The 19,148-nt window shown below is 43.8% G+C and carries 13 protein-coding genes; 3 read left to right on the top strand and 10 right to left on the bottom strand.

What is annotated here, in order from left to right; genetic code table 11:
- Positions 1-155 precede the first annotated feature (155 nt).
- The 5 genes from IGI71_RS14310 to IGI71_RS14330 all read right to left on the bottom strand — a co-directional run bounded on the left by IGI71_RS14310 (position 156) and on the right by IGI71_RS14330 (position 7,433).
- The gene (locus IGI71_RS14310) at positions 156-1,595 is read right to left on the bottom strand and encodes an MFS transporter (RefSeq protein ID WP_015510327.1); all 1,440 of its coding nucleotides are present in this window, start codon (positions 1,593-1,595) and stop codon (positions 156-158) included.
- A 242-nt stretch (positions 1,596-1,837) separates the two neighbouring features.
- Entirely contained in the window at positions 1,838-3,520 is a 1,683-nt protein-coding gene (locus IGI71_RS14315; RefSeq protein WP_005228243.1) for a ribonuclease J, read from the bottom strand.
- Positions 3,521-3,642: 122 nt separating this feature from the next.
- Positions 3,643-4,695 carry an aspartate-semialdehyde dehydrogenase gene (locus IGI71_RS14320; protein WP_060791473.1) on the bottom strand — a complete coding sequence of 351 codons (1,053 nt, stop codon included), beginning with the start codon at positions 4,693-4,695 and terminating at the stop codon, positions 3,643-3,645.
- Between the two features lie 304 nt (positions 4,696-4,999).
- Positions 5,000-6,787 (bottom strand): glycoside hydrolase family 13 protein, encoded by a 1,788-nt coding sequence (locus IGI71_RS14325; RefSeq protein WP_005228237.1) that lies wholly within the window; start codon positions 6,785-6,787, stop codon positions 5,000-5,002.
- Between the two features lie 160 nt (positions 6,788-6,947).
- Positions 6,948-7,433: a MarR family winged helix-turn-helix transcriptional regulator gene (locus IGI71_RS14330; RefSeq protein ID WP_010749984.1), complete on the bottom strand. Its 486-nt coding sequence runs from the start codon at positions 7,431-7,433 to the stop codon at positions 6,948-6,950.
- 138 nt (positions 7,434-7,571) lie between these two features.
- On the opposite strand from IGI71_RS14330, the gene IGI71_RS14335 reads away from it, so the two are divergent.
- The 3 genes from IGI71_RS14335 to IGI71_RS14345 all read left to right on the top strand — a co-directional run bounded on the left by IGI71_RS14335 (position 7,572) and on the right by IGI71_RS14345 (position 12,867).
- Positions 7,572-9,914 (top strand): ABC transporter ATP-binding protein/permease, encoded by a 2,343-nt coding sequence (locus IGI71_RS14335; RefSeq protein ID WP_201688376.1) that lies wholly within the window; start codon positions 7,572-7,574, stop codon positions 9,912-9,914.
- A gap of 158 nt (positions 9,915-10,072) precedes the next feature.
- Positions 10,073-11,422, top strand: a complete 1,350-nt coding sequence (locus IGI71_RS14340; protein ID WP_201688375.1) for an Nramp family divalent metal transporter — start codon at positions 10,073-10,075, stop codon at positions 11,420-11,422.
- A 149-nt stretch (positions 11,423-11,571) separates the two neighbouring features.
- Complete coding sequence (locus IGI71_RS14345) at positions 11,572-12,867, top strand: ISL3-like element ISEfa11 family transposase (RefSeq protein WP_275851999.1); 1,296 nt, start codon at positions 11,572-11,574, stop codon at positions 12,865-12,867.
- Positions 12,868-12,987: 120 nt separating this feature from the next.
- Here IGI71_RS14345 and IGI71_RS14350 read toward each other — a convergent pair whose 3' ends face one another.
- The 5 genes from IGI71_RS14350 to IGI71_RS14370 all read right to left on the bottom strand — a co-directional run bounded on the left by IGI71_RS14350 (position 12,988) and on the right by IGI71_RS14370 (position 19,139).
- Positions 12,988-14,211, bottom strand: coding sequence for a DUF1015 domain-containing protein (locus tag IGI71_RS14350; RefSeq protein ID WP_201688374.1), 1,224 nt, complete (start codon positions 14,209-14,211; stop codon positions 12,988-12,990).
- Positions 14,211-15,395 carry a phosphoglycerate dehydrogenase gene (locus IGI71_RS14355; RefSeq protein WP_016609459.1) on the bottom strand — a complete coding sequence of 395 codons (1,185 nt, stop codon included), beginning with the start codon at positions 15,393-15,395 and terminating at the stop codon, positions 14,211-14,213. The genes IGI71_RS14350 and IGI71_RS14355 overlap by 1 nt, the downstream gene beginning before the upstream one ends.
- Positions 15,396-16,475, bottom strand: a complete 1,080-nt coding sequence (gene serC / locus IGI71_RS14360) for a 3-phosphoserine/phosphohydroxythreonine transaminase (RefSeq protein WP_201688373.1) — start codon at positions 16,473-16,475, stop codon at positions 15,396-15,398.
- 125 nt (positions 16,476-16,600) lie between these two features.
- Positions 16,601-17,527, bottom strand: a complete 927-nt coding sequence (locus tag IGI71_RS14365; protein ID WP_430615854.1) for an alpha/beta fold hydrolase — start codon at positions 17,525-17,527, stop codon at positions 16,601-16,603.
- A gap of 205 nt (positions 17,528-17,732) precedes the next feature.
- A complete protein-coding gene (locus tag IGI71_RS14370) occupies positions 17,733-19,139 on the bottom strand; it encodes a glycoside hydrolase family 43 protein (RefSeq protein ID WP_201688370.1) in 1,407 nt (468 codons plus the stop codon).
- Between the last annotated feature and the right edge of the window lie 9 nt (positions 19,140-19,148).

The following is a 19,148-nucleotide window of genomic DNA, read 5'->3' on the forward strand; positions in this document are numbered from 1 at the left end:
TCATTATAACAGATAACGCCAGAAATCCAAAAGCACAAATTCTGGCAGCTTTATTACATCCGTCCTTTTTCTGGTTCTTATCAAGAAAAATAAAAAAACTGTTCTACCCTTTCTGAATAAGGAATAGAACAGTTCGACCTGATGACTTCAAGCGATCATAGCGTTTTCTTACGTCCACCTTGTTTATAGATGCGCCAGACTGTTAAGAATAACGCCGTGATACAAAGAAGGAACGCCCCAAAGAAGGTGATTTTCATGCCATAGGCAAAAATATCTGCCCGACCTGCGATATAGGTCGTCACATGCTTCCCATAGGCTTGACTCATTGCGGCATAAAGAATCGTCGTTGCTAAGGATATCCCTAAGACCATGCCCAAGTTACGGGCAAAGGAATTTAGACTACCTGCCACCCCAAGATTTTCTTTGGTGACGCTGCTCATCACCATCGTATTGTTGGGGGATTGGAACAACGAATTGCCTAACCCCATGATGGCAGTAGCGACGACATAGTACCAAATCGGCGTATGCTGATTCATAAACATATACATCAGCTGAGTGATGGACAGCAACGCTAAGCCAGCTAAGACCAAGATCTCCGGTCCTACACGGTCCGTCAGATAGCCGCTAAGTGGTGAACCGATGACCATCATCAAAGGAAAGACCATCATCAGCATTCCTGCCACACTCGGCGTTAAGCCTCGGGCACTTTGCAAGTAAAAGGGAATCACGACATTGACAAAAAAGTTTGCAGAAAAGATCAGCAACGCCGTGATCAGGCTCATGGTGAAAATTTTATTACGAAAGATCCCAAAGGTAATCAGCGGTTTGCTCACACGCGCTTCTACTCGCAAAAAGACGATGAATGCCACTAAGGCGATCCCCACCAACAGCAGCGGCAGCCACGTTAGAAAGCCACGCTCTTGTCCAAGAAAAATGCCGCCGAAGAAGCTGATAATTGCAATTGAAAACAGCACAAACCCGGTTTTATCGATGGAATCATGACTCATGGTGATATCTTTTGGCAACACCTTTTCTCCAGCAATCATTGTCAGAATACCGACTGGAACATTGATCCAAAAAATAAACGGCCAAGAAAAATGCGCCAAAATCACTCCGCCCAATCCAGGACCGGCGATGGAGCCTAACGAAACAAAGGCACCAATCATCCCTAAGGCGCGTCCTCGTTCACTCATAGGAAAGACTTCAGTAATGATTCCGGTATTCGTCGCCATCGTCATGCTGGCTCCGATCGCTTGCACGACTCGGGCAAATAGCAGAAATGCTAAGGAATGATTAAACCCGCATAACAGCGAACCGATAATAAAGATCAGCATCCCCAAGCGGAATACTTTGATCTTACCCCAACTATCCCCTACCTTACCGAATAACAAAAGGCAGGCACAAACGATCATCAAGTAGACGGATACGACCCATTCCGCTTGATTCATAGGGACACCCATATCTGCCGAGATCGTGGGCAAAGCGATATTTACGATACTCCCATCCAGTGTTGACATAAAGGTAAACATCGAAACAGCAATGAGAATCCACCACTTTCTCTGTTGTACTACGGGATTTTCTTGATAACTATTCACAAATCGACCATCCTCTCTTTGCTTGTTTTGTTCCTCTAGTCTTAGGGGGACAACTTTGTATTATTGATCGAAATCCATTCGCCGTCAATCCTTATCTGCTCATCACGACCAAAATAAGGGGCATTTTATAAAAAAAACGCCACCTGTTTTCTTACATAAAAAAAGACAAAAGCTTCGGTGAAAAGAAATCGGCCGTCAAACGGCTATTCTTTCACCTGCTTTTGTCAGTAGGTCAAAACGAATTATTTACGGTTGCGATTTCTTTGGCTTGATTCCATGATGACCGGCAAGATGACGGGACGGCGTTTGGTTTGTTCAAACAAGAAACGACTCAAACGATCACGGATATCTTGTTTCAATTTGCTCCATTCAAACTCTTCATCATGAAGGTGTTTTTCTACGATTTCTTCCACGATCTCGCCACTTTCACGAATCAGATCGCGGCTGGCTTTCACATAGACAAACCCGCGAGAAGTGATTTGTGGTGCAGAAATAATTTTCTTTTCGCGACGATTGATCGTCACTACCGCAACGAAGATTCCGTCTTCAGATAAGACTTTGCGGTCTCGCAGGACGATATTCCCAATGTCACCGACACCGATCCCATCGATCATGACGTTTTCAGCTGGAACCGCACCTGCGGCGATCATTTCGCCTTTTTTGTATTCTAACACATCTCCACGAGCAGTAATGAAGATATTTTTCATCGGAATCCCGACTTCTTGCGCCAAGTCCACATGGGCGGCTAATTGGCGGTACTCGCCTTGAATAGGGATAAAGTACTTCGGTTTCATCATATTCAACATCAGCTGCAGATCATTCGGGTTGGCATGACCAGAAACACGGAAATTATCCGAGATCTGTTTCACGGTACCGCCAGCGCGATAGATGATATCTTCCGTTTTCGCAACCACAGTTTCCATTGCCGTTGTCGGCGTTGTTGTGATGTAAACAAGATCTCCTTCTTTGATGCGCAGCGTCCGGTGAGAGCCGTTGGCCATTTTTTGCAACGCTTTGATTGGTTCACCCATACGACCTGTTTCTAAAATCAGCAACTGTTCGTCTGAGTATTTTTTCATTTCTTTTTGGGTGATCAGCAAGTCTTCGGCAGGTAATTTTAATTTCCCTAACTTCATGGCCGTTTTGATGATCCGACCAAAATCTTGCCCGGTCAAAACGACTTTGCGATCAGAACGAAACGCCGCATCTAATACTTGTTGCACCCGTTGCAAATTGCTGGCAACACTAGCGACGATGATCCGACCTTCCCAGTAACGGATATTGTCATAAACTTCATCTTGGATCGTCAATTCAGAAGCGATCGGCGTTGGATTTTCGGCATTTGAAGACGTGCTTAGCAATGCTAAGACGCCTTCTTTTCCAATTTCCGCTAAGCGGCCAAAATCGGTTTGATACATAGGGATCGCTGTTTGGTCAAACTTGAAATCTCCTGTATAAACGATATTGCCAGCTTCTGTTTTGACGCTGATCCCAACAGAATCAGGGATAGAATGGGTCGTACGGAAAAAGCTGATGGTCGCATGACCAAAGTCGATCTCCGAATGTTCATCGATCACATGAAAATCTTTGAAGCGCTTGGTAGCTTCATTTTTATTCACGGTCAATTTTGCTAGTTCGATCGTTAACTCGGTCCCAAAGACCGGTACTTGGATATTCTCCAAGAAATAAGGCAATGCACCAATCGCATCTGCATGCCCATGGGTCAAGAAGACACCCGCCACACGGTCGGCATTTTCTTCTAAATATGTGAAGTCTGGAATCACTGTATCGATCCCTAATAATTCATTTTCTGGATAACGGACACCGCAATCCAGCACAAATATATCCTCGCCAACTTCAGCAATGTACATGTTCTTTCCGTTTTCGCGTACACCGCCAAGAGGAATGATTTTTATCGTTTCCACTTTTATTCACCTCTTAATTTTTTTCTACTGTATTATTTCCCAAGCATAAGCCGTCCCTATTATTATACAACAAAAAAAAGAAAAGCGTGGCATTCACCACACTTTTCTGAAAAACTTATGGTTTACACATGAACTAATCCTTGCTGATGCAGGCTTTCGGCGATTTGAACGGAGTTCCATGCCGCCCCTTTCAGCAAATTATCAGAAACGACCCATAAATGCAAGCCGTTTTCGACATCCAAATCTTTGCGAATCCGACCAACAAAGGTTTCTGTTTTGTCCACACTGGTCAAAGCTTGCGGGTACACTTGTTGACTCGGATCATCTTGCAAGACAGCTCCTGGCGCTTCGCTGATCCACTGTCTGACTTCCTCAACACTAGCATGGTCTTTGGTCTCGATATAAATCGACTCCGAATGACCGCTAAACACAGGGATCCGCACACACGTAGCTGCTACTTTGATCTGCGTATCTTCCATGATCTTCTTCGTTTCATTGATCATTTTCCACTCTTCGTAAGTATAATCCTCTTCGGCAAAAACATCGATTTGCGGCAAGGCATTAAACGCGATCGGGTAGTGCTTCTTGTCGCTGCCTGCTGGTAAAATCTCAGGGTTTAGTTCATCAGCGGCTTTGCCAGCTAATAATTCTTGAGATTCACGAGTCAATTCAGCCAAGGCTTGGGCGCCAGCACCTGAAACTGCTTGATACGTCGAAACCAAGACCCTCGATAAACCGACTTTTTGACGAATTGGTTCTAACGCCACCATCATTTGAATCGTTGAACAATTCGGATTGGCAATGATTCCTTTATGTTGCGCTAATACATGAGGATTCACCTCAGGAACGACTAGAGGAACATTCGGGTCCATCCGAAAATGACTGGTATTGTCGATCACGACTGCACCGTGTTTGACTGCTTCTGGAGCAAATTGTTTTGAAATGCCGCCACCGGCACTGAACAATGCAATATCGACGCCTGCAAAGGAATCTGCGGTCAGCTCTTGAATAACGAGCGGTTCATTTTTGAACACAAGGGTCTTCCCAGCAGAACGTTTGGATGCCAACAACGTTATTTTTTTGATCGGCAACGTGGTCTTCTCCAACATCTCAATCATTTTTGTTCCTACTGCGCCGGTAGCCCCGACAACTGCTACGTGATACCCCGTACTCATCAAATCACTCCTCGAATAAAAATACATTTTTACTAGTTTATCATATCTTGTAAAAAAGAAAAGACCTTTCGTGGAAAGAAGCGCAAAAAGAAGGCAATACTGTCTAAATTTTCAATCTTTTTCCCCTTTGTAGAAAAATTCTACCTATATTTAAGGGTTATCATTTGTCACATTCAGGTGTTATAGGATATAATACCGACAGAAGGAATTTTGGGGAAGATTCTTTCCAACGTGCATGGGGAAATTAAAAATACCCAAAACATTGAATGAGGCAAGAATTGCATATGCAATTCTTGCCTCATTTTTATGCTTCATTCGATTCTTCGTTGTTTACTTTCACGATAGCAAAGCCTTTGTTATCAATAATCATCGTTTCATCTTCCAGTTGGACAAACTGTTCCATCAGGATCGAATCAGGACGAGAAAGAGTGATTTGGTCATCGCCCGTATTGAAAATACCGATGATCCGCTGTGCCCCTAACTCTCGTTCGAAAATGATCAGTCCATCCTCTTCCGAAACCCAGTTCCAACTCAAGGAACCTTCTGATAAGACTTTCTGGTTGTCTTTGCGAATGCTGATCAATGAGCGAGTGAAATGCAGGAGATCACGATCTTGCTTTTCTTCTTCCCAAATCATACATTTACGGCAATCCGGGTCCATATCGCCGGTCAAACCGATCTCATCACCGTAATACAGGCAAGGGACGCCTTGTTGCAGATACGTAAAGGCCATCACTTGGCGCATCAAGTCTTTGTCTCCTCGAGCCAAAGTTAACAAGCGCGGGGTATCATGAGAATCCAAGATATTGAACTGCACTTGATTGGTTTGCTCCCGATACAACATCAGCTGGTTATTTAATTCCGAGACCATTTTCGTCATGGAGATCTCGTCTTTGACAAAATATTCAATGATTGCATCCGTAAAGGCGTAATTCATTACTGCATGAAACTCGTCGCCTTGTAACCACCGTTGAGAAGAGTGCCAAATTTCCCCAAGGATATAAAAATCATCTTTGGCATCATCACACACTTGGCGGAATTTTTTCCAGAAGTGGTGACTGACTTCATTTGCAACGTCCAAGCGCCAAGCATCGATATCAAACTCTTCGATCCAATAACGAGCGATCTTCAACAAATAATCTTGCACGTCGGGATTTTCTGTATTGAGTTTTGGCATATGCGGCGTAAAGGCAAACACATCATAGGTGATGTCATAGGCATCTTCAAAGTTTTCCCCTTCTTTGTAGTTGACAGGAAACTCATTGATGTGGAACCAATCAGCAAAGGGCGAATCTTTGCCGTTTTTGATGACATCTAGCCATTGATGCGAAGTATCCCCCATATGATTGAACACAGCATCTAGCATGACTTTGATGCCGCGTTTGTGGCATTCCTCCACTAAGCGTTTAAAGGTGTCGTTATCCCCAAACGCTGGATCGATGGCTAAATAATCGATGGTATCATACTTGTGATTCGAATAGGCCTCAAAAATCGGACAGAAGTATATCCCATTGATGCCTAAATCGACGAGGTAATCCAAATGATCGATGACCCCTTGCAGATCCCCGCCGAAAAAGTCTTGGCGATCGGGATTTTTTGAGCCCCAAGGCAATACACCTTCTGGATCATTTGATGGGTCCCCATTTGCAAAGCGTTCAGGGAAGATTTGATACCAAACGGTTTCTTTTGCCCACTCAGGAATTTTGAAACGATCGGCTTCTTGGAAGTAAGGCATCCGAAAATAATTGTTGTTCATTTCTAAATATTGCTGCTCAAAAGGATAGACCCCGTGGTCTCCATAAAAGACATGCAACCCATCGTAACTTTCGATGGAAAAGCCGTAAGACAAACGGCGGAATTCTGCTCCGACCGATACTTGCCAATAATCATGCAAGTCCGTGGAAAGAATTTTTTTCATTTCAATTCTTTGCTGGTACCAAGCTTCTTTATACAGTGTGTAAGGATCGCCGCAAAGCAGCTGGACATGGCGGACGTCTTGACGGGCGGTACGTAAACGGATATGCATTTTATCCTTCTCGTACAAATACGCAAATTCACTTTCGGGACGATGATAAATGGCAGTAGTATTCATAGCAGACTCCTTTAACTTGTTTGATATACTCATTGTCGCACAAATCAGAAGTCAAAACAAGAGAAAAACGCAATCGGTTGCTTTATCTAAAAAGTCGATAATATAAGTTAATATGAAATTAATTCAGTAATTAAAAAGCAAACGATTGCTTCGCCCTTTTTTAATCAAACGGCGTATTTTTCTCACATTGATTGCCAGTCCGTAAAATGTCATATTTCCGCAAGATCCCCACTGCTTCCGTCAACGACTGACTCAACTGCTGGATATCTTCTGCAGCCATTTGAGCGGTTTTGGCATTCAAGCGGTCTTCCACTTGTTTTTTCTTTTGGACAAACAACTGCTTCCCAGCTTCTTCCAAATAAACATTGACGTTGCGGCGATTGACGCCGTTGGTTTTGCGGACCACAAAGCCAGCCTTTTCTAACCCCGAGATCGAACGACTGATTTGGACTTTTGACGTACCGATTTGCTGGGCCAACTCGGACATCGTGATTCCTTCATTACTAGAGATCACCACGAGTTCCAAGATTTCCATTTTGGTCAATTTTAAATCTTCCAGACCGATTTCTTCAAACAATATGTTTCCCATCAGCGAAAAGATTTCCGCAAATACCGCCATATTGAATGTTCCTAACGCTTTTTCCATACTCTCCCTCTTTTCTGTCTTTAGTTTAGTATAAATTATTTGTTTAAACAATGATAATCGTTGATTTTTGTTAACCATTATGATAGCGTGGTTACATAATGAAAATAATCGTGAAAACGGCAAGAAAAGAGTGACAGCATGTTAGAATTAAAAGATATCAAGAAGTATTATACGGTTGGCGCCAGTACTACAAAAGCCCTCGATGGTGTCTCCGTCGCCTTTCGTAAACAAGAGTTTGTTGCCATTTTAGGGCCAAGCGGCTCTGGGAAAACAACCATGTTGAACGTGATCGGCGGCTTAGACAATTACGATTCTGGTGATATGATCATCAACGGCAAATCAACGAAATCCTTTAAAGATCGTGACTGGGATGCGTATCGGAACAATTCGATCGGCTTTGTCTTCCAAAGCTACAATTTGATCAGTCATTTAGGCATCATCGACAACGTCGAGCTTGGGATGACCTTGAGCGGTGTGTCAAAAGAAGAAAAACGCGCAAAAGCAACCGATGCTTTGACGCGTGTGGGCTTAGCTGAGCATATGCACAAAAAACCAAATCAGCTTTCTGGTGGTCAAATGCAGCGGGTAGCGATCGCTCGTGCCTTAGCAAATGATCCTGATATCCTTCTTTGTGATGAACCAACAGGTGCCTTGGATTCAGAGACCAGTGTCCAAATCATGGAACTGATCCAAGAACTATCAAAAGAAAAATTGGTCATCATGGTTACCCATAATCCTGAATTGGCGCACAAATACGCTGGACGGATCATTGAGTTCAAAGACGGACGAATCATTAAAGATTCGAACCCTCATGTCGAAGGACAAAAGAAAGACCAATTCGAATTAAAGCACACAAAAATGAGTTTCATGACTGCCTTACGTTTGTCGTTTAACAATATCCGCACCAAAAAAGGGCGCACCTTCTTGACAGCCTTTGCTTCTAGTATCGGGATCATCGGAATCGCCATTGTTTTGTCACTGTCAACGGGATTCCAAAAACAAATCGACAATACCCAGTCAGAAACATTAGCTCGTTTTCCGATTACGATCTCGCAAGTAGCCACTGAACAAGATCCATCAGCGATGGGGACGCGGGATAAATCGGAAGATTTCCCTTCAGATAAAGAGGTCACTGCTAAATTAAGTGATGCGGATCGTGCAACCCATATCAACAAAATCGATCAAGAGTTTCTCGATTACATCAACGACATTGATCCTGAATTAAGCAACAATATCGGCTACACTCGTTCCACTTCCTTGAACCTTTTCCGTAAGATCGATGATACTGTGGAACAAGTCAGCTTCTCCAATGCATCACCTGACAATGAACAGACCAATGCCATGATGTCTGCCATGAGTGCCTCCACCGGGATTGGGGTTTCGACTTTCCCCGAGCAGTTATCAGAGGATAACGGCAATTTCTTAAAAGACAACTATGACCTTTTAGAAGGCAGCTACCCAAGTGCTAGCACAGATGTCGTTTTGATCGTCGATGAAAACAACGTAACGAATGTCAATGCATTGATCAATCTCGGTTTTGACATTGAAGATGGCGACAAGGTGTCCTTCGACGATATCGTGGGAACAAAAATCACATTGGCGTCTAATGATGCCTTTTACACCGAATTACCAACTGGAAACTTCATTCCAAATCAAGATTTAAATGACGTTTTCGATAACAGTAACAACAAAGAATTAACGATCAGCGGAATCTTACGTATCAAGCAAAACTCTACGATGAACTTGCTGTCAACTGGCATTGCCTACAGTGATGCCCTCGCGCAAGAAGTCATCAAAGAAAACCAAGACTCAGTGATCGTCCAAGCCCAAAAAGACAGCGACACCAACGTGATGACGAATGAACCCGTTGACGAAAGTGCTAAAGATTCATTGATCGCTTATCTTGGCGGCAGTGATTTACCAAACAGCATTATGATCTATCCGAATGATTTCAGTGCCAAAGAAAAAATCCTTGATTACTTGGATGACTTCAACAAAGGCAAAGACAAAGAAGACCAAATCGTTTATTCCGATTTAGCGGGTACGATGACTCAATTGACTGGTGGCTTGATGGATGCCATCACTTACGTCTTGATCGCTTTTGCAGGGATCTCCTTGGTAACTAGCATGATCATGATCGGTATCATCACTTATACCTCTGTACTTGAACGTACGAAAGAAATTGGGGTCTTAAAAGCATTAGGTGCTCGCAAGAAAGACATCACCCGCGTCTTTGATGCCGAAACCTGTATTTTAGGGATCGCTTCAGGAGCTTTAGGTGTCCTGATTGCTTGGTTAGCCACATTCCCGATCAACGCAATCTTATATAGTATGACTGATCTCGAAAATGTTGCTCAATTAAATCCGGTCCACGGCCTGATCTTGATTGCTGTCAGCACCGTCCTAACGATGATCGGCGGCCACATTCCAGCTCGAATGGCAGCGAAAAAAGATGCAGCGATCGCTTTACGCGCCGACTAATTTTATAAGAAAACCCAACAGACAGCAGCCATTCCTTTGGCTGCTGTTTTTTTTGTCCTTTCCTTCCGACTTCCAAAAGGTTTCTCTTGAAAAATCCATAAATGAGGAATACAATAGATTTGTTTTTAGGTATACCTAAAAAGATGGGACGTGAAACGATGAATGAAGAAAAAAAATTGATCCAAGCGGCCAACGGTCCTAGCTTGGAAGAAATAAATAATACAGTTGCCATTCCAAAAAACGGCAGCTTTTGGCGCAATCTCTTAACGTTTTCTGGTCCTGGGGCATTGGTAGCCGTGGGCTATATGGACCCAGGAAACTGGATCACCTCGATCGGTGGCGGTGCTGAATATGGCTATCTCTTACTTTCTGTGATCTTGATTTCCAGTTTGATCGCTATGCTGCTGCAATACATGGCAGCCAAGCTAGGGATCGTGACCCAGATGGACCTTGCGCAAGCAACTCGTAAACACACCAGCAAAGGCTTAGGCTTTGTCTTGTGGATCGTCACCGAATTGGCTATCATGGCAACGGATATCGCGGAAGTGATCGGAGGAGCGATCGCTCTCAATCTACTATTTGGCTTACCTTTATTAGTTGGGGTCATCTTAACGATTTTCGATGTACTGCTTCTGCTCTTTTTAATGAAATTGGGTTTCCGAAAAATCGAAGCGATCGTCATGACACTGATTTTGGTCATTATGCTGGTCTTTTGTTACGAAGTCATTATTGCTCAACCAAATTTGCCTGCTGTCTTGCAAGGCTTTATTCCCCAAAAGCAAGTCTTGAACCATGGGCAGCTGACAATGGCGTTGGGGATCGTTGGTGCGACTGTGATGCCGCATAATCTCTATCTGCATTCTTCGATCTCCCAGTCACGAAAAATCGATCGCAGCGATACCCAAGAAGTGGCAACGGCCGTGCGGTTCGCTACTTGGGATTCCAACATCCAGTTATCCGCTGCGTTTTTGGTCAATTGCCTGCTTTTGATCTTAGGAAGCGCCTTGTTCTTTGGTCATAGTGAAGAAGTCGGCACCTTCTCCGCGCTGTTTGATGCTTTGCAAGATTCCTCCATTGCTGGTGCTGTCGCCAGTCCAGTCTTGAGCGTTCTGTTTGCCGTGGCGCTCTTGGCATCTGGTCAAAATTCAACGATCACTGGGACACTGACGGGGCAAGTCGTGATGGAAGGATTTATCCATATGAAGATCCCTACTTGGGCGCGACGTCTGATCACCCGTGGCTTATCGGTGATCCCCGTCTTGCTTTGTACGATTTACTTTGGCGGCAACGAACAAGCCTTGGACGATTTGCTGATTTATTCGCAAGTCTTTTTAAGCATCGCCTTACCCGTTTCGATGATTCCGTTGGTTCTTTTTACCAGCTCAAAAAAAATCATGGGGGAACGCTTCAAGAATCCGCTATGGGTCTCTACCTTAGGCTGGATCTGTGCCATTGCACTGACGGTCTTGAATGTCCGCTTGATCATCGAAACACTCGGCAACTTCTAATAGCGAAAAAAGCGGCTCTATAATTTATGGGACTGATGAATCAGAATTGATTCTTCAGCCCCATTTTCATTTTAGGTATTAAAAAACATATCGTTCTCTAGTATGATTAAATCACCACAAAATAAACAACTGAGAGGACGATATGCTATATGAATGATTCTATCAAAAAAATGCTGAGAATAATAGAGAAAGATTTGATGATTACAGAGGTCTCTTACGAGACCCTTCAGAAGAAAAAGACGTTGGTCGTCGATGCTGTTCTCTCGCCTACTCCTCGTGCTTGTAGAAGTTGTGGTTCTACTGTGGTAGATGGAAACGGGAAAGCAATTATAGTGAAAAATGGGAAGAAGGAAACGATTGTCCGTTTTGAACAATACAATCATATGCCTTTGATTATGCGCCTAAAAAAGCAGCGCTATACCTGTAAAAACTGTCGCACCCATTGGACTGCTCAAAGTTATTTTGTCCAACCCAGACATTCAATCGCAAATCATGTTAGATATAAAATTGCTTCTTTACTGACTGAAAAAGTATCTTTATCTTTTATTGCGAAAAGCTGTCAGGTATCTTTGACCACCGTTATTCGTACATTGAAAGAGTTTAAAAGCTATTTACCAAAGCAATCTAAGAAGATTCTCCCAAGAGTATTGATGGTTGATGAATTTCGTTCGCATGCTTCCATAGAAGATAAAATGAGCTTTATTTGCGCAGATGGCGAAACAGGAAAACTAATAGATGTTTTGCCTACGCGTAAATTACCCCGATTAACAAGTTATTTTTTAGGTTGTACCAATCCGGAAGAAGTAGAATTCTTGGTGACAGACATGAACGCCGCCTACTTCCAGCTCACCAAACGTGTTCTGCCAAATGCGAAAGTAGTGATTGATCGGTTTCATATTGTCAAACACATGAATCAAGCGTTCAATGAGTTGCGTATCCGTGAAATGAATGAACTTCGTAAAGCCGGACAGAAAAGCCAGGCAGAAAAACTGAAAAAGAACTGGCGCTTTTTGCTAAAAAATCGTGCAAACATCAACCATTATGAATACAAAACATGGAAAAGTTTCCGAGCACCAAAATACCCATTTCTTACTGAAGCAATGATGATTGATCGATTGCTTGAGTTTTCTCCGCCCCTAAAGGAGGCGTATCCCTTTTTTCATGAATTAGTTGAAGCCTTTCGAGACAAAGACCCTGACTTATTTTTCTCCTTATTGGCAGAACTTCCCGAAACGTTAGATGACAGCTTTCGGGAAAAGCTTCAAAACCTTCTTACTCATGAAGAAGGCATCACCAACGCAATGATCTATCCTTATTCCAATGGAAAAATAGAAGCGAAGAATACCCACATAAAGACAATGAAACGAGTATCCTACGGATTTAAATCATTCGAGAACATGAGAATTAGAATCTTTTTGATCAATCAATTAATCAATGTAAGATAACAAAAAATCTGAGCCAGAATGTGGTTCATTCTGACCCAGATTTGATTTTGCACAACTCATCAGTCCTTATTGACAAAGAGCCAAAAAAGCTTACGAGCTAGCCTCGTAAGCTTTTTTTGGTTAATTCGTTTCTAAATCATGTAAAAACAGACCGCTCAACAGTTTTGGTTCAAACCAAGTTGATTTTGGCGGCATAATTTCTCCCGCATCAGCTACTGCCAAAAGATCGGCCATTTGCGTTGGATACATGGAAAAGGCCAATGTCCATTCTCCGCTATCTACCAAACGTTCCAATTCTTCTGGACCACGAATTCCGCCGACAAAATCAATGCGTTTGTCTGTCCGCACATCTTGGATCGCGAAAATATCAGCCAGCACGTATTGTTGTAAAAGCGACACATCCAGCTGTCCTACCGCATCTTGCGACACAGCTTCCGGTTTGATGGTCAACTCCCACCACGCATGGTTTAGGTACAGATGAATCGAACCACGTTGCGCTGGTTTCTTCCTTGTAGTTTCTCGAATCGTAAAATGTTGGGCTGCCTGCTCAAAAAAGGTATCTGGCACTGGTACCCGCAAAACCCGATTGTATTCCCAAATCGCCAATTCATTTTCTGGGAATAAGATCGCTAAAAAGCGGTCGCTTTCTTGACTGCTTTGGCCATCGGCTCGCTTTTGCAAGCCGACTTTGACTGCTGACTCTGTGCGGTGATGCCCATCCGCAATATAAAGGGCATCTACAGCTTGAAACTGCTGGGCAAAAGAGGCGACTAGCGCTGGATCATCGATCAGCCAAACACGATGTTGCACCTCATGATAGCTGACAAAATCATAGATTGGCGCATGCTCTGCTTGCCACGCATCGATCGCTTCTTTGACTGCTGCTGGTTGGCGATAGCTCAAGAAAATCGGACTTGTATTGGCATCACATGCCAGAATATGATTGATCCGGTCGATTTCTTTTTCTGGACGGGTAAACTCGTGTTTCTTGATTTTCCCAGCGACATAATCATCGATCGAGGTACAGGCGACAAGCCCCGTTTGGCTTCTACCAGCCATCGTCAATTCATACAAATAATATGCGGGCGCCGTTTCTTGAATCAACCAGCCTTCTTCTTGAAAAGATGCAAGATTTTCCGCCGCTTTTTGATACACCTGTGGATCATAAGGATCGATTCCTGGCAAGTCGATCTCCGAACGGTCGATGTGGAAATAGCTGTAAGGATTGCCTTGCGCAAACGCTGCGGCTTCTTGTGAATTGACCACGTCATACGGTAGCTCGGCCACTTTTTCTGCCAATGAGGCTTCTGGACGAATGGCTTTAAACGGAAATACTTGAACCATTAATACCCAACCTCCTGATTCTTGATGACCCGTACACGAACGATATTTTCGTTCTCCCGTAATTTATCGGCTAATTGATTCAATAAGGCTTCATCTTCAGAAGCGACATCGGCTAGGGTGTAAGCAAAGTCTTCCCGTCCACGATTCAGCATATTGTCGATATTGATCCCAGATTCCGCAATGATCGATGAAATCTGACCTAACATATTCGGTACATTGCGATTGATGATCGTCAGACGATAAGGCGAATGAAAAGCCATCTCAACAGTTGGAAAATTCACTGAGCGCTTGATGGTTCCAAATTCCAAGAATTTTTTCAATGTTCGGGCTGCCATCTTGGCACAGTTGACTTCGGCTTCTTCTGTTGATGCACCTAAATGCGGCAAGACGAGGACTTTTTCATTGTGCAGCAATTGTTCATCCGCAAAATCAGTCGTATAGCCCGCTAAACGGTCGGCTTTTAACGCACGTAAAACGGCATCTGTATCGACGATTTCTTTACGAGAAAAGTTGAATAGCTTCGTTGTTGGTTTCATTTTCGCAAGTTCGGCTTCCCCGACGAGATGATGCGTGTTTTCCATTAGCGGCACATGAACCGTAATAAAATCACAGGTTGAAAAGACTTCCGCAATATCATTGGCACGCTTGACCCGACGAGAGATCGTCCAAGCAGTATCCACTGACACGTAAGGATCATAACCGACTACTTCCATCCCTAGACGATAAGCATCGTTGGCGACCATCGCTCCAATAGAACCAAGGCCGATGATTCCTAACTTTTTGCCTTCTAACTCTGTTCCAGCAAATTGACTTTTTTGCGCTTCTGCTTGTTCTTCCACATTATCACCGCTCAAGGTTTGGACCCATTGGGCACCTCGTAAAATCGGACGGACACTTAAGAGCAGACTAGCGATCACTAATTCTTTGACCGCATTGGCATTGGCGCCTGGCGTATTAAAGACGACGATCCCTTTTTCAGTACATGCTTTGACGGGAATGTTGTTGGTCCCAGCCCCTGCACGGGCAATACCTAAGACACTTTCAGGAAAAGCGTAATCGTGCAATTTCTGGCTGCGCAGCAAAATTCCTTGCGGTTGGTCGCTTTCGTTGATGGCATACTTTTCTTTTTCTAAACGCTGTAATCCTTCTGGTGCGATCGCATTGAATGTTTTAATTTGGAACATTTATTTGACCTCCGCTTCAAATGATTTCATAAAGTCGACTAGCGCTTGAACGCCAGCTAATGGAAAGGCATTGTACAAGCTTGCTCGCATTCCTCCAACGGAACGATGCCCTTTCAAGTTCTCAAAGCCAGCTTTGACAGCTTCTTCATTGAAGCGCTGATCTAATGCTTTATCCCCTGTCACAAAAGGAATATTCGTTAGTGAGCGGCTGTCAACAGCCACAGGACTACTGTAAAGAGCAGAGGCGTCGATCGTTTCGTATAAAAGCGCCGCTTTTTGGCGGTCTTGTTCTAAAATGGCAGGAATGCCGCCTAATTCTTCCAACCATTCAAACACCAATTTAGCAATATAGATAGCATACGTTGGTGGTGTATTGTACAATGAGTCATTTTTAGCCTGGAGACGATAATCCAGCATTGGAGCGAAGACAGCATCATCATTGAGTAAATCTTCTCGGATGATCACTACCGTCAACCCTGCAGGACCAATATTCTTTTGGGCCCCAGCATAAATCACACCAAAGTCTTCTACGCGATAGTCATTGGCTAAAATATTTGAGGACATATCCGCTACGATCGGCACGTCGCCAGCCTGCGGAATCGTTTGAAAGGCCGTCCCTTCAATGGTGTTGTTCGTGGTGATATGCAAATAAGCCGCTTCTTGATCGATCGCATCTTCTGAAATTTCTGGAATATAGGTAAAGTTTTGATCCTCACTAGAGGCAACAACTTCCACCGTCACGTTTCCAAGCGCTTTTGCTGCTTCAATAGCTTTTTTCGACCAAGAACCGGTATTTACGTATAAGGCTTTTTTGTTTTGTGCAAGATTTAAAGGGATCATACTGAATTGGAGACTCGCGCCGCCTTGTAAAAACAGTACCTGATAGTTTTCAGGAATTCCCATTAATTTTCGTAAAAGTGCTTCTGCATCTTTAATGATCTCTTCAAACAAGGAGGACCGATGACTCAGCTCCATAACGGACATCCCACTTCCGCGGTAATTCAAAAGTTCGGATTGTGCTTTCTCCAATACGGGACGGGGCAATACGGCAGGACCAGCTGAAAAGTTATAAACTGTCATACAAAAAATCTCTCCTTTATGTTAGATGTGAAAATCATTATAACAGATAGCCGAAAATGAAAAAAGCCTTAAAAGAGAAAATAATTTTGAATTTTCAGAAAAGACTACCAATTTCTTAACGTTCGTCATTTCGGCATTTTTTCAAACAGCCAGCGAGAAATTTCATTGTAAACGATCTCGCGGTTGCGCTCATTCAAAATCTCATGCCGGCCCTGTTCAAGCAAATACATCGTCACGTCAGCATTTTGCTTCAGTTGCTGAGCCAATTGGCGGACGCTTTTGCCATAGTGCCCCACAGGATCGTCTGCACCTGAAATCAAGAGCAGCGGCAATTCTGGGTCAATCCTGCGCAGTTGATCCGGATCACTGGCAGCTTGCGTCAATGTAAAGAGATCCTTGTAAGCCGCTAAGGAAAAATGAAATTGCGTGTAAGGGTCCTTCAAGTAGCGATCCACTTGTTGCGGATCACTGGTCAACCAATCCTTGGCGGTCCGATTGGGACGAAAACGCCGGTTGTGCTGGCCAAAAACCAGCTGTTCCATTACGTGATAAGGCCATTGCTGAGCGGCAAACGGGCGCAACAAGTTCGTGACAAGTTTGCCTCCTTGCATCAGCACGGCTTTTTCCATCGTGGTGCCCATGATGATTGCTCCTGACAATGGATGTGGCTGACTAAACAAATAATTTCGCAACACCAGCGACCCCATACTGTGCCCTAAGATAAAGTATGGTCGGTCTGGGTAGCAAGCAGCTGCGTACTGATGGACCACTCCCACATCTGCCACTAAATAGTTGGCGCCCTCTTTTTCACCAAAATGCCCATAGGTCTGTGTTTCTTTCACGGATTGCCCATGCCCTAAGTGATCATGACCGACCACCGCATAGCCTTGCGCAGTCAAACATTCCGCAAACTCGTGGTAACGTTCAATGTGTTCGATCATTCCGTGAACGATTTGCACGACTGCTTTCGGCTGTTCTTCTGGCAGCCACGTTTTGACAAAAAGCTGATCCTTCCCATTTGATGAAGTCAGCTTTTCTTGATTCATCCTCATAGTTCGCACCTCTTTTGCTTTTTCTTTTCCCTTCGCCAAATAAAACGGTCGTTTTCTTTATTATACATGGAATTTTAGGCTATGGCGGTAGGAGTTGGGAATTTTCAAGGATAAAAAAATCCTGCCACATTGTCTAAAGACAAAGTAGCAGGAGTCAAACGATCATCACCCATCGCTTGGATTAAAAAAACTTCCTCATTATTCTTTATTGGAATTTGACGATTTCTAAACGATCAATACTTAGCGTGTCAACCCCAATCTCAGACGAAAGGGTGATTTCCTGCGATCCTTTCGGTAACTTCATGCGGACTTGTAGCGGTTGATAATATTCGGAAGGATAGACATCCACCACGTGACTTGCTTGTTTCGTTTCAATCTTGACCTGAATTGGGTCATTTAAGGAGAGATAATCAGTGGTTTTGACATAGGCAATCACCAGAAATTCATCTGATTCTTCAATCTGAGGGGTAAAGATAATTTTGTCAGTCGTTGATTCAAAGCCTTGGACGACTTTCTTAGAGAGTGCTGCCTCATCTTCGACAAGCGCTAAATCGCCTTCCAACAAAGCACGGCTAGCAGTTAATCGCAGTCGATTCGGCTCAGCTTTTGGCAACGCTTGAACATGCCACTCATCCAAAGGAGCTTCCAGTAGGACTTTATCCTCTTGATCCCAACCAAACTTTTGCAAGCGGATCGAACGGTCCCAGCCCGAATGATCCCACCGAGCAGCGTGATAAATCAACCAGTCTTCAGAACCATCTTTTGATTTGGCAAATCCATTATGACCAGGTCCATAGACAGTGTTTGTCTGTTGGAAAATCGGCTCTGGTTCCTTTTGCCAATTCGCTCTTTCTAGGGGATCATCAGCTACATCTAGGGTCATAAGACCAAGAGCGTAATCATTGTCCCAGCTTCCACTGGCAGAGTATACCAAATTGACTGTTTCGTCTTTGATAATCACTTGAGGGGCTTCATTGATCAATGGTGTTTGCCGCATTTCCCATTCATATTCTGGTTCTGAGATAAGCCGTTTCTCCCCAATCACTTCCGTAGGGGAGACCATTTCCGCTACATAAAGATTTTGCGCAACATTTTCATACCCTTCCCAGCCCGACCAAAGGAAATAGCGTTTGTCATTGATCTCTAAAACTGTTCCATCAATCGCAAATTTATCATCCATCCCTTTGATCTCTTCCAATTGCCACTCACCCATGTAAGGATCTTTTTGATGATTGACTAATGCGTACATACGATGCGTTTCTGAAGGACGATTAGCCGCGAAATACATCACCCAGCGATCATCTAAGTAATGAAGCTCGGGTGCCCAGATACTTTCAAATTCTGCTGGCATTTCCCAGATGACCTTTTTTTCACCAGCAGCAACGTGAGAGAGGTTTTCAGCACGCCAAAGCGTTAAATTATTCCCAGTCGTTTTGGTATAATAAAAGAACGCTTCCGTTTGCAAGATCCAAGGATCTGCCCCATCATTATCGATAATTGAAGTAAAATCGGACACTTCTTCCCCTGGATCAGTTCCAGTGCTACAACCGGTTATCATAAGCGCAGCAATCAAGATACTTACTCCACTGAGCCAAGCTGCTGATTTCCCCATCGGACATCG

The sequence above is a fragment of the Enterococcus sp. DIV1279b genome (assembly GCF_050531515.1).
Classification (GTDB): domain Bacteria; phylum Bacillota; class Bacilli; order Lactobacillales; family Enterococcaceae; genus Enterococcus_D; species Enterococcus_D casseliflavus.

Bases quoted from the DNA above. Each gene is read 5' to 3' on its own strand.
- serC (WP_201688373.1), bottom strand. From the start codon at position 16,475: ATGACAGTTTATAACTTTTCAGCTGGTCCTGCCGTATTGCCCCGTCCC.
- IGI71_RS14345 (WP_275851999.1), top strand. From the start codon at position 11,572: ATGAATGATTCTATCAAAAAAATGCTGAGAATAATAGAGAAAGATTTG.
- IGI71_RS14320 (WP_060791473.1), bottom strand. From the start codon at position 4,695: ATGAGTACGGGGTATCACGTAGCAGTTGTCGGGGCTACCGGCGCAGTA.
- IGI71_RS14370 (WP_201688370.1), bottom strand. From the start codon at position 19,139: ATGGGGAAATCAGCAGCTTGGCTCAGTGGAGTAAGTATCTTGATTGCT.
- IGI71_RS14335 (WP_201688376.1), top strand. From the start codon at position 7,572: ATGTTAGAATTAAAAGATATCAAGAAGTATTATACGGTTGGCGCCAGT.
- IGI71_RS14325 (WP_005228237.1), bottom strand. From the start codon at position 6,787: ATGAATACTACTGCCATTTATCATCGTCCCGAAAGTGAATTTGCGTAT.
- IGI71_RS14355 (WP_016609459.1), bottom strand. From the start codon at position 15,395: ATGTTCCAAATTAAAACATTCAATGCGATCGCACCAGAAGGATTACAG.
- IGI71_RS14340 (WP_201688375.1), top strand. From the start codon at position 10,073: ATGAATGAAGAAAAAAAATTGATCCAAGCGGCCAACGGTCCTAGCTTG.
- IGI71_RS14350 (WP_201688374.1), bottom strand. From the start codon at position 14,211: ATGGTTCAAGTATTTCCGTTTAAAGCCATTCGTCCAGAAGCCTCATTG.
- IGI71_RS14330 (WP_010749984.1), bottom strand. From the start codon at position 7,433: ATGGAAAAAGCGTTAGGAACATTCAATATGGCGGTATTTGCGGAAATC.
- IGI71_RS14365 (WP_430615854.1), bottom strand. From the start codon at position 17,527: ATGAGGATGAATCAAGAAAAGCTGACTTCATCAAATGGGAAGGATCAG.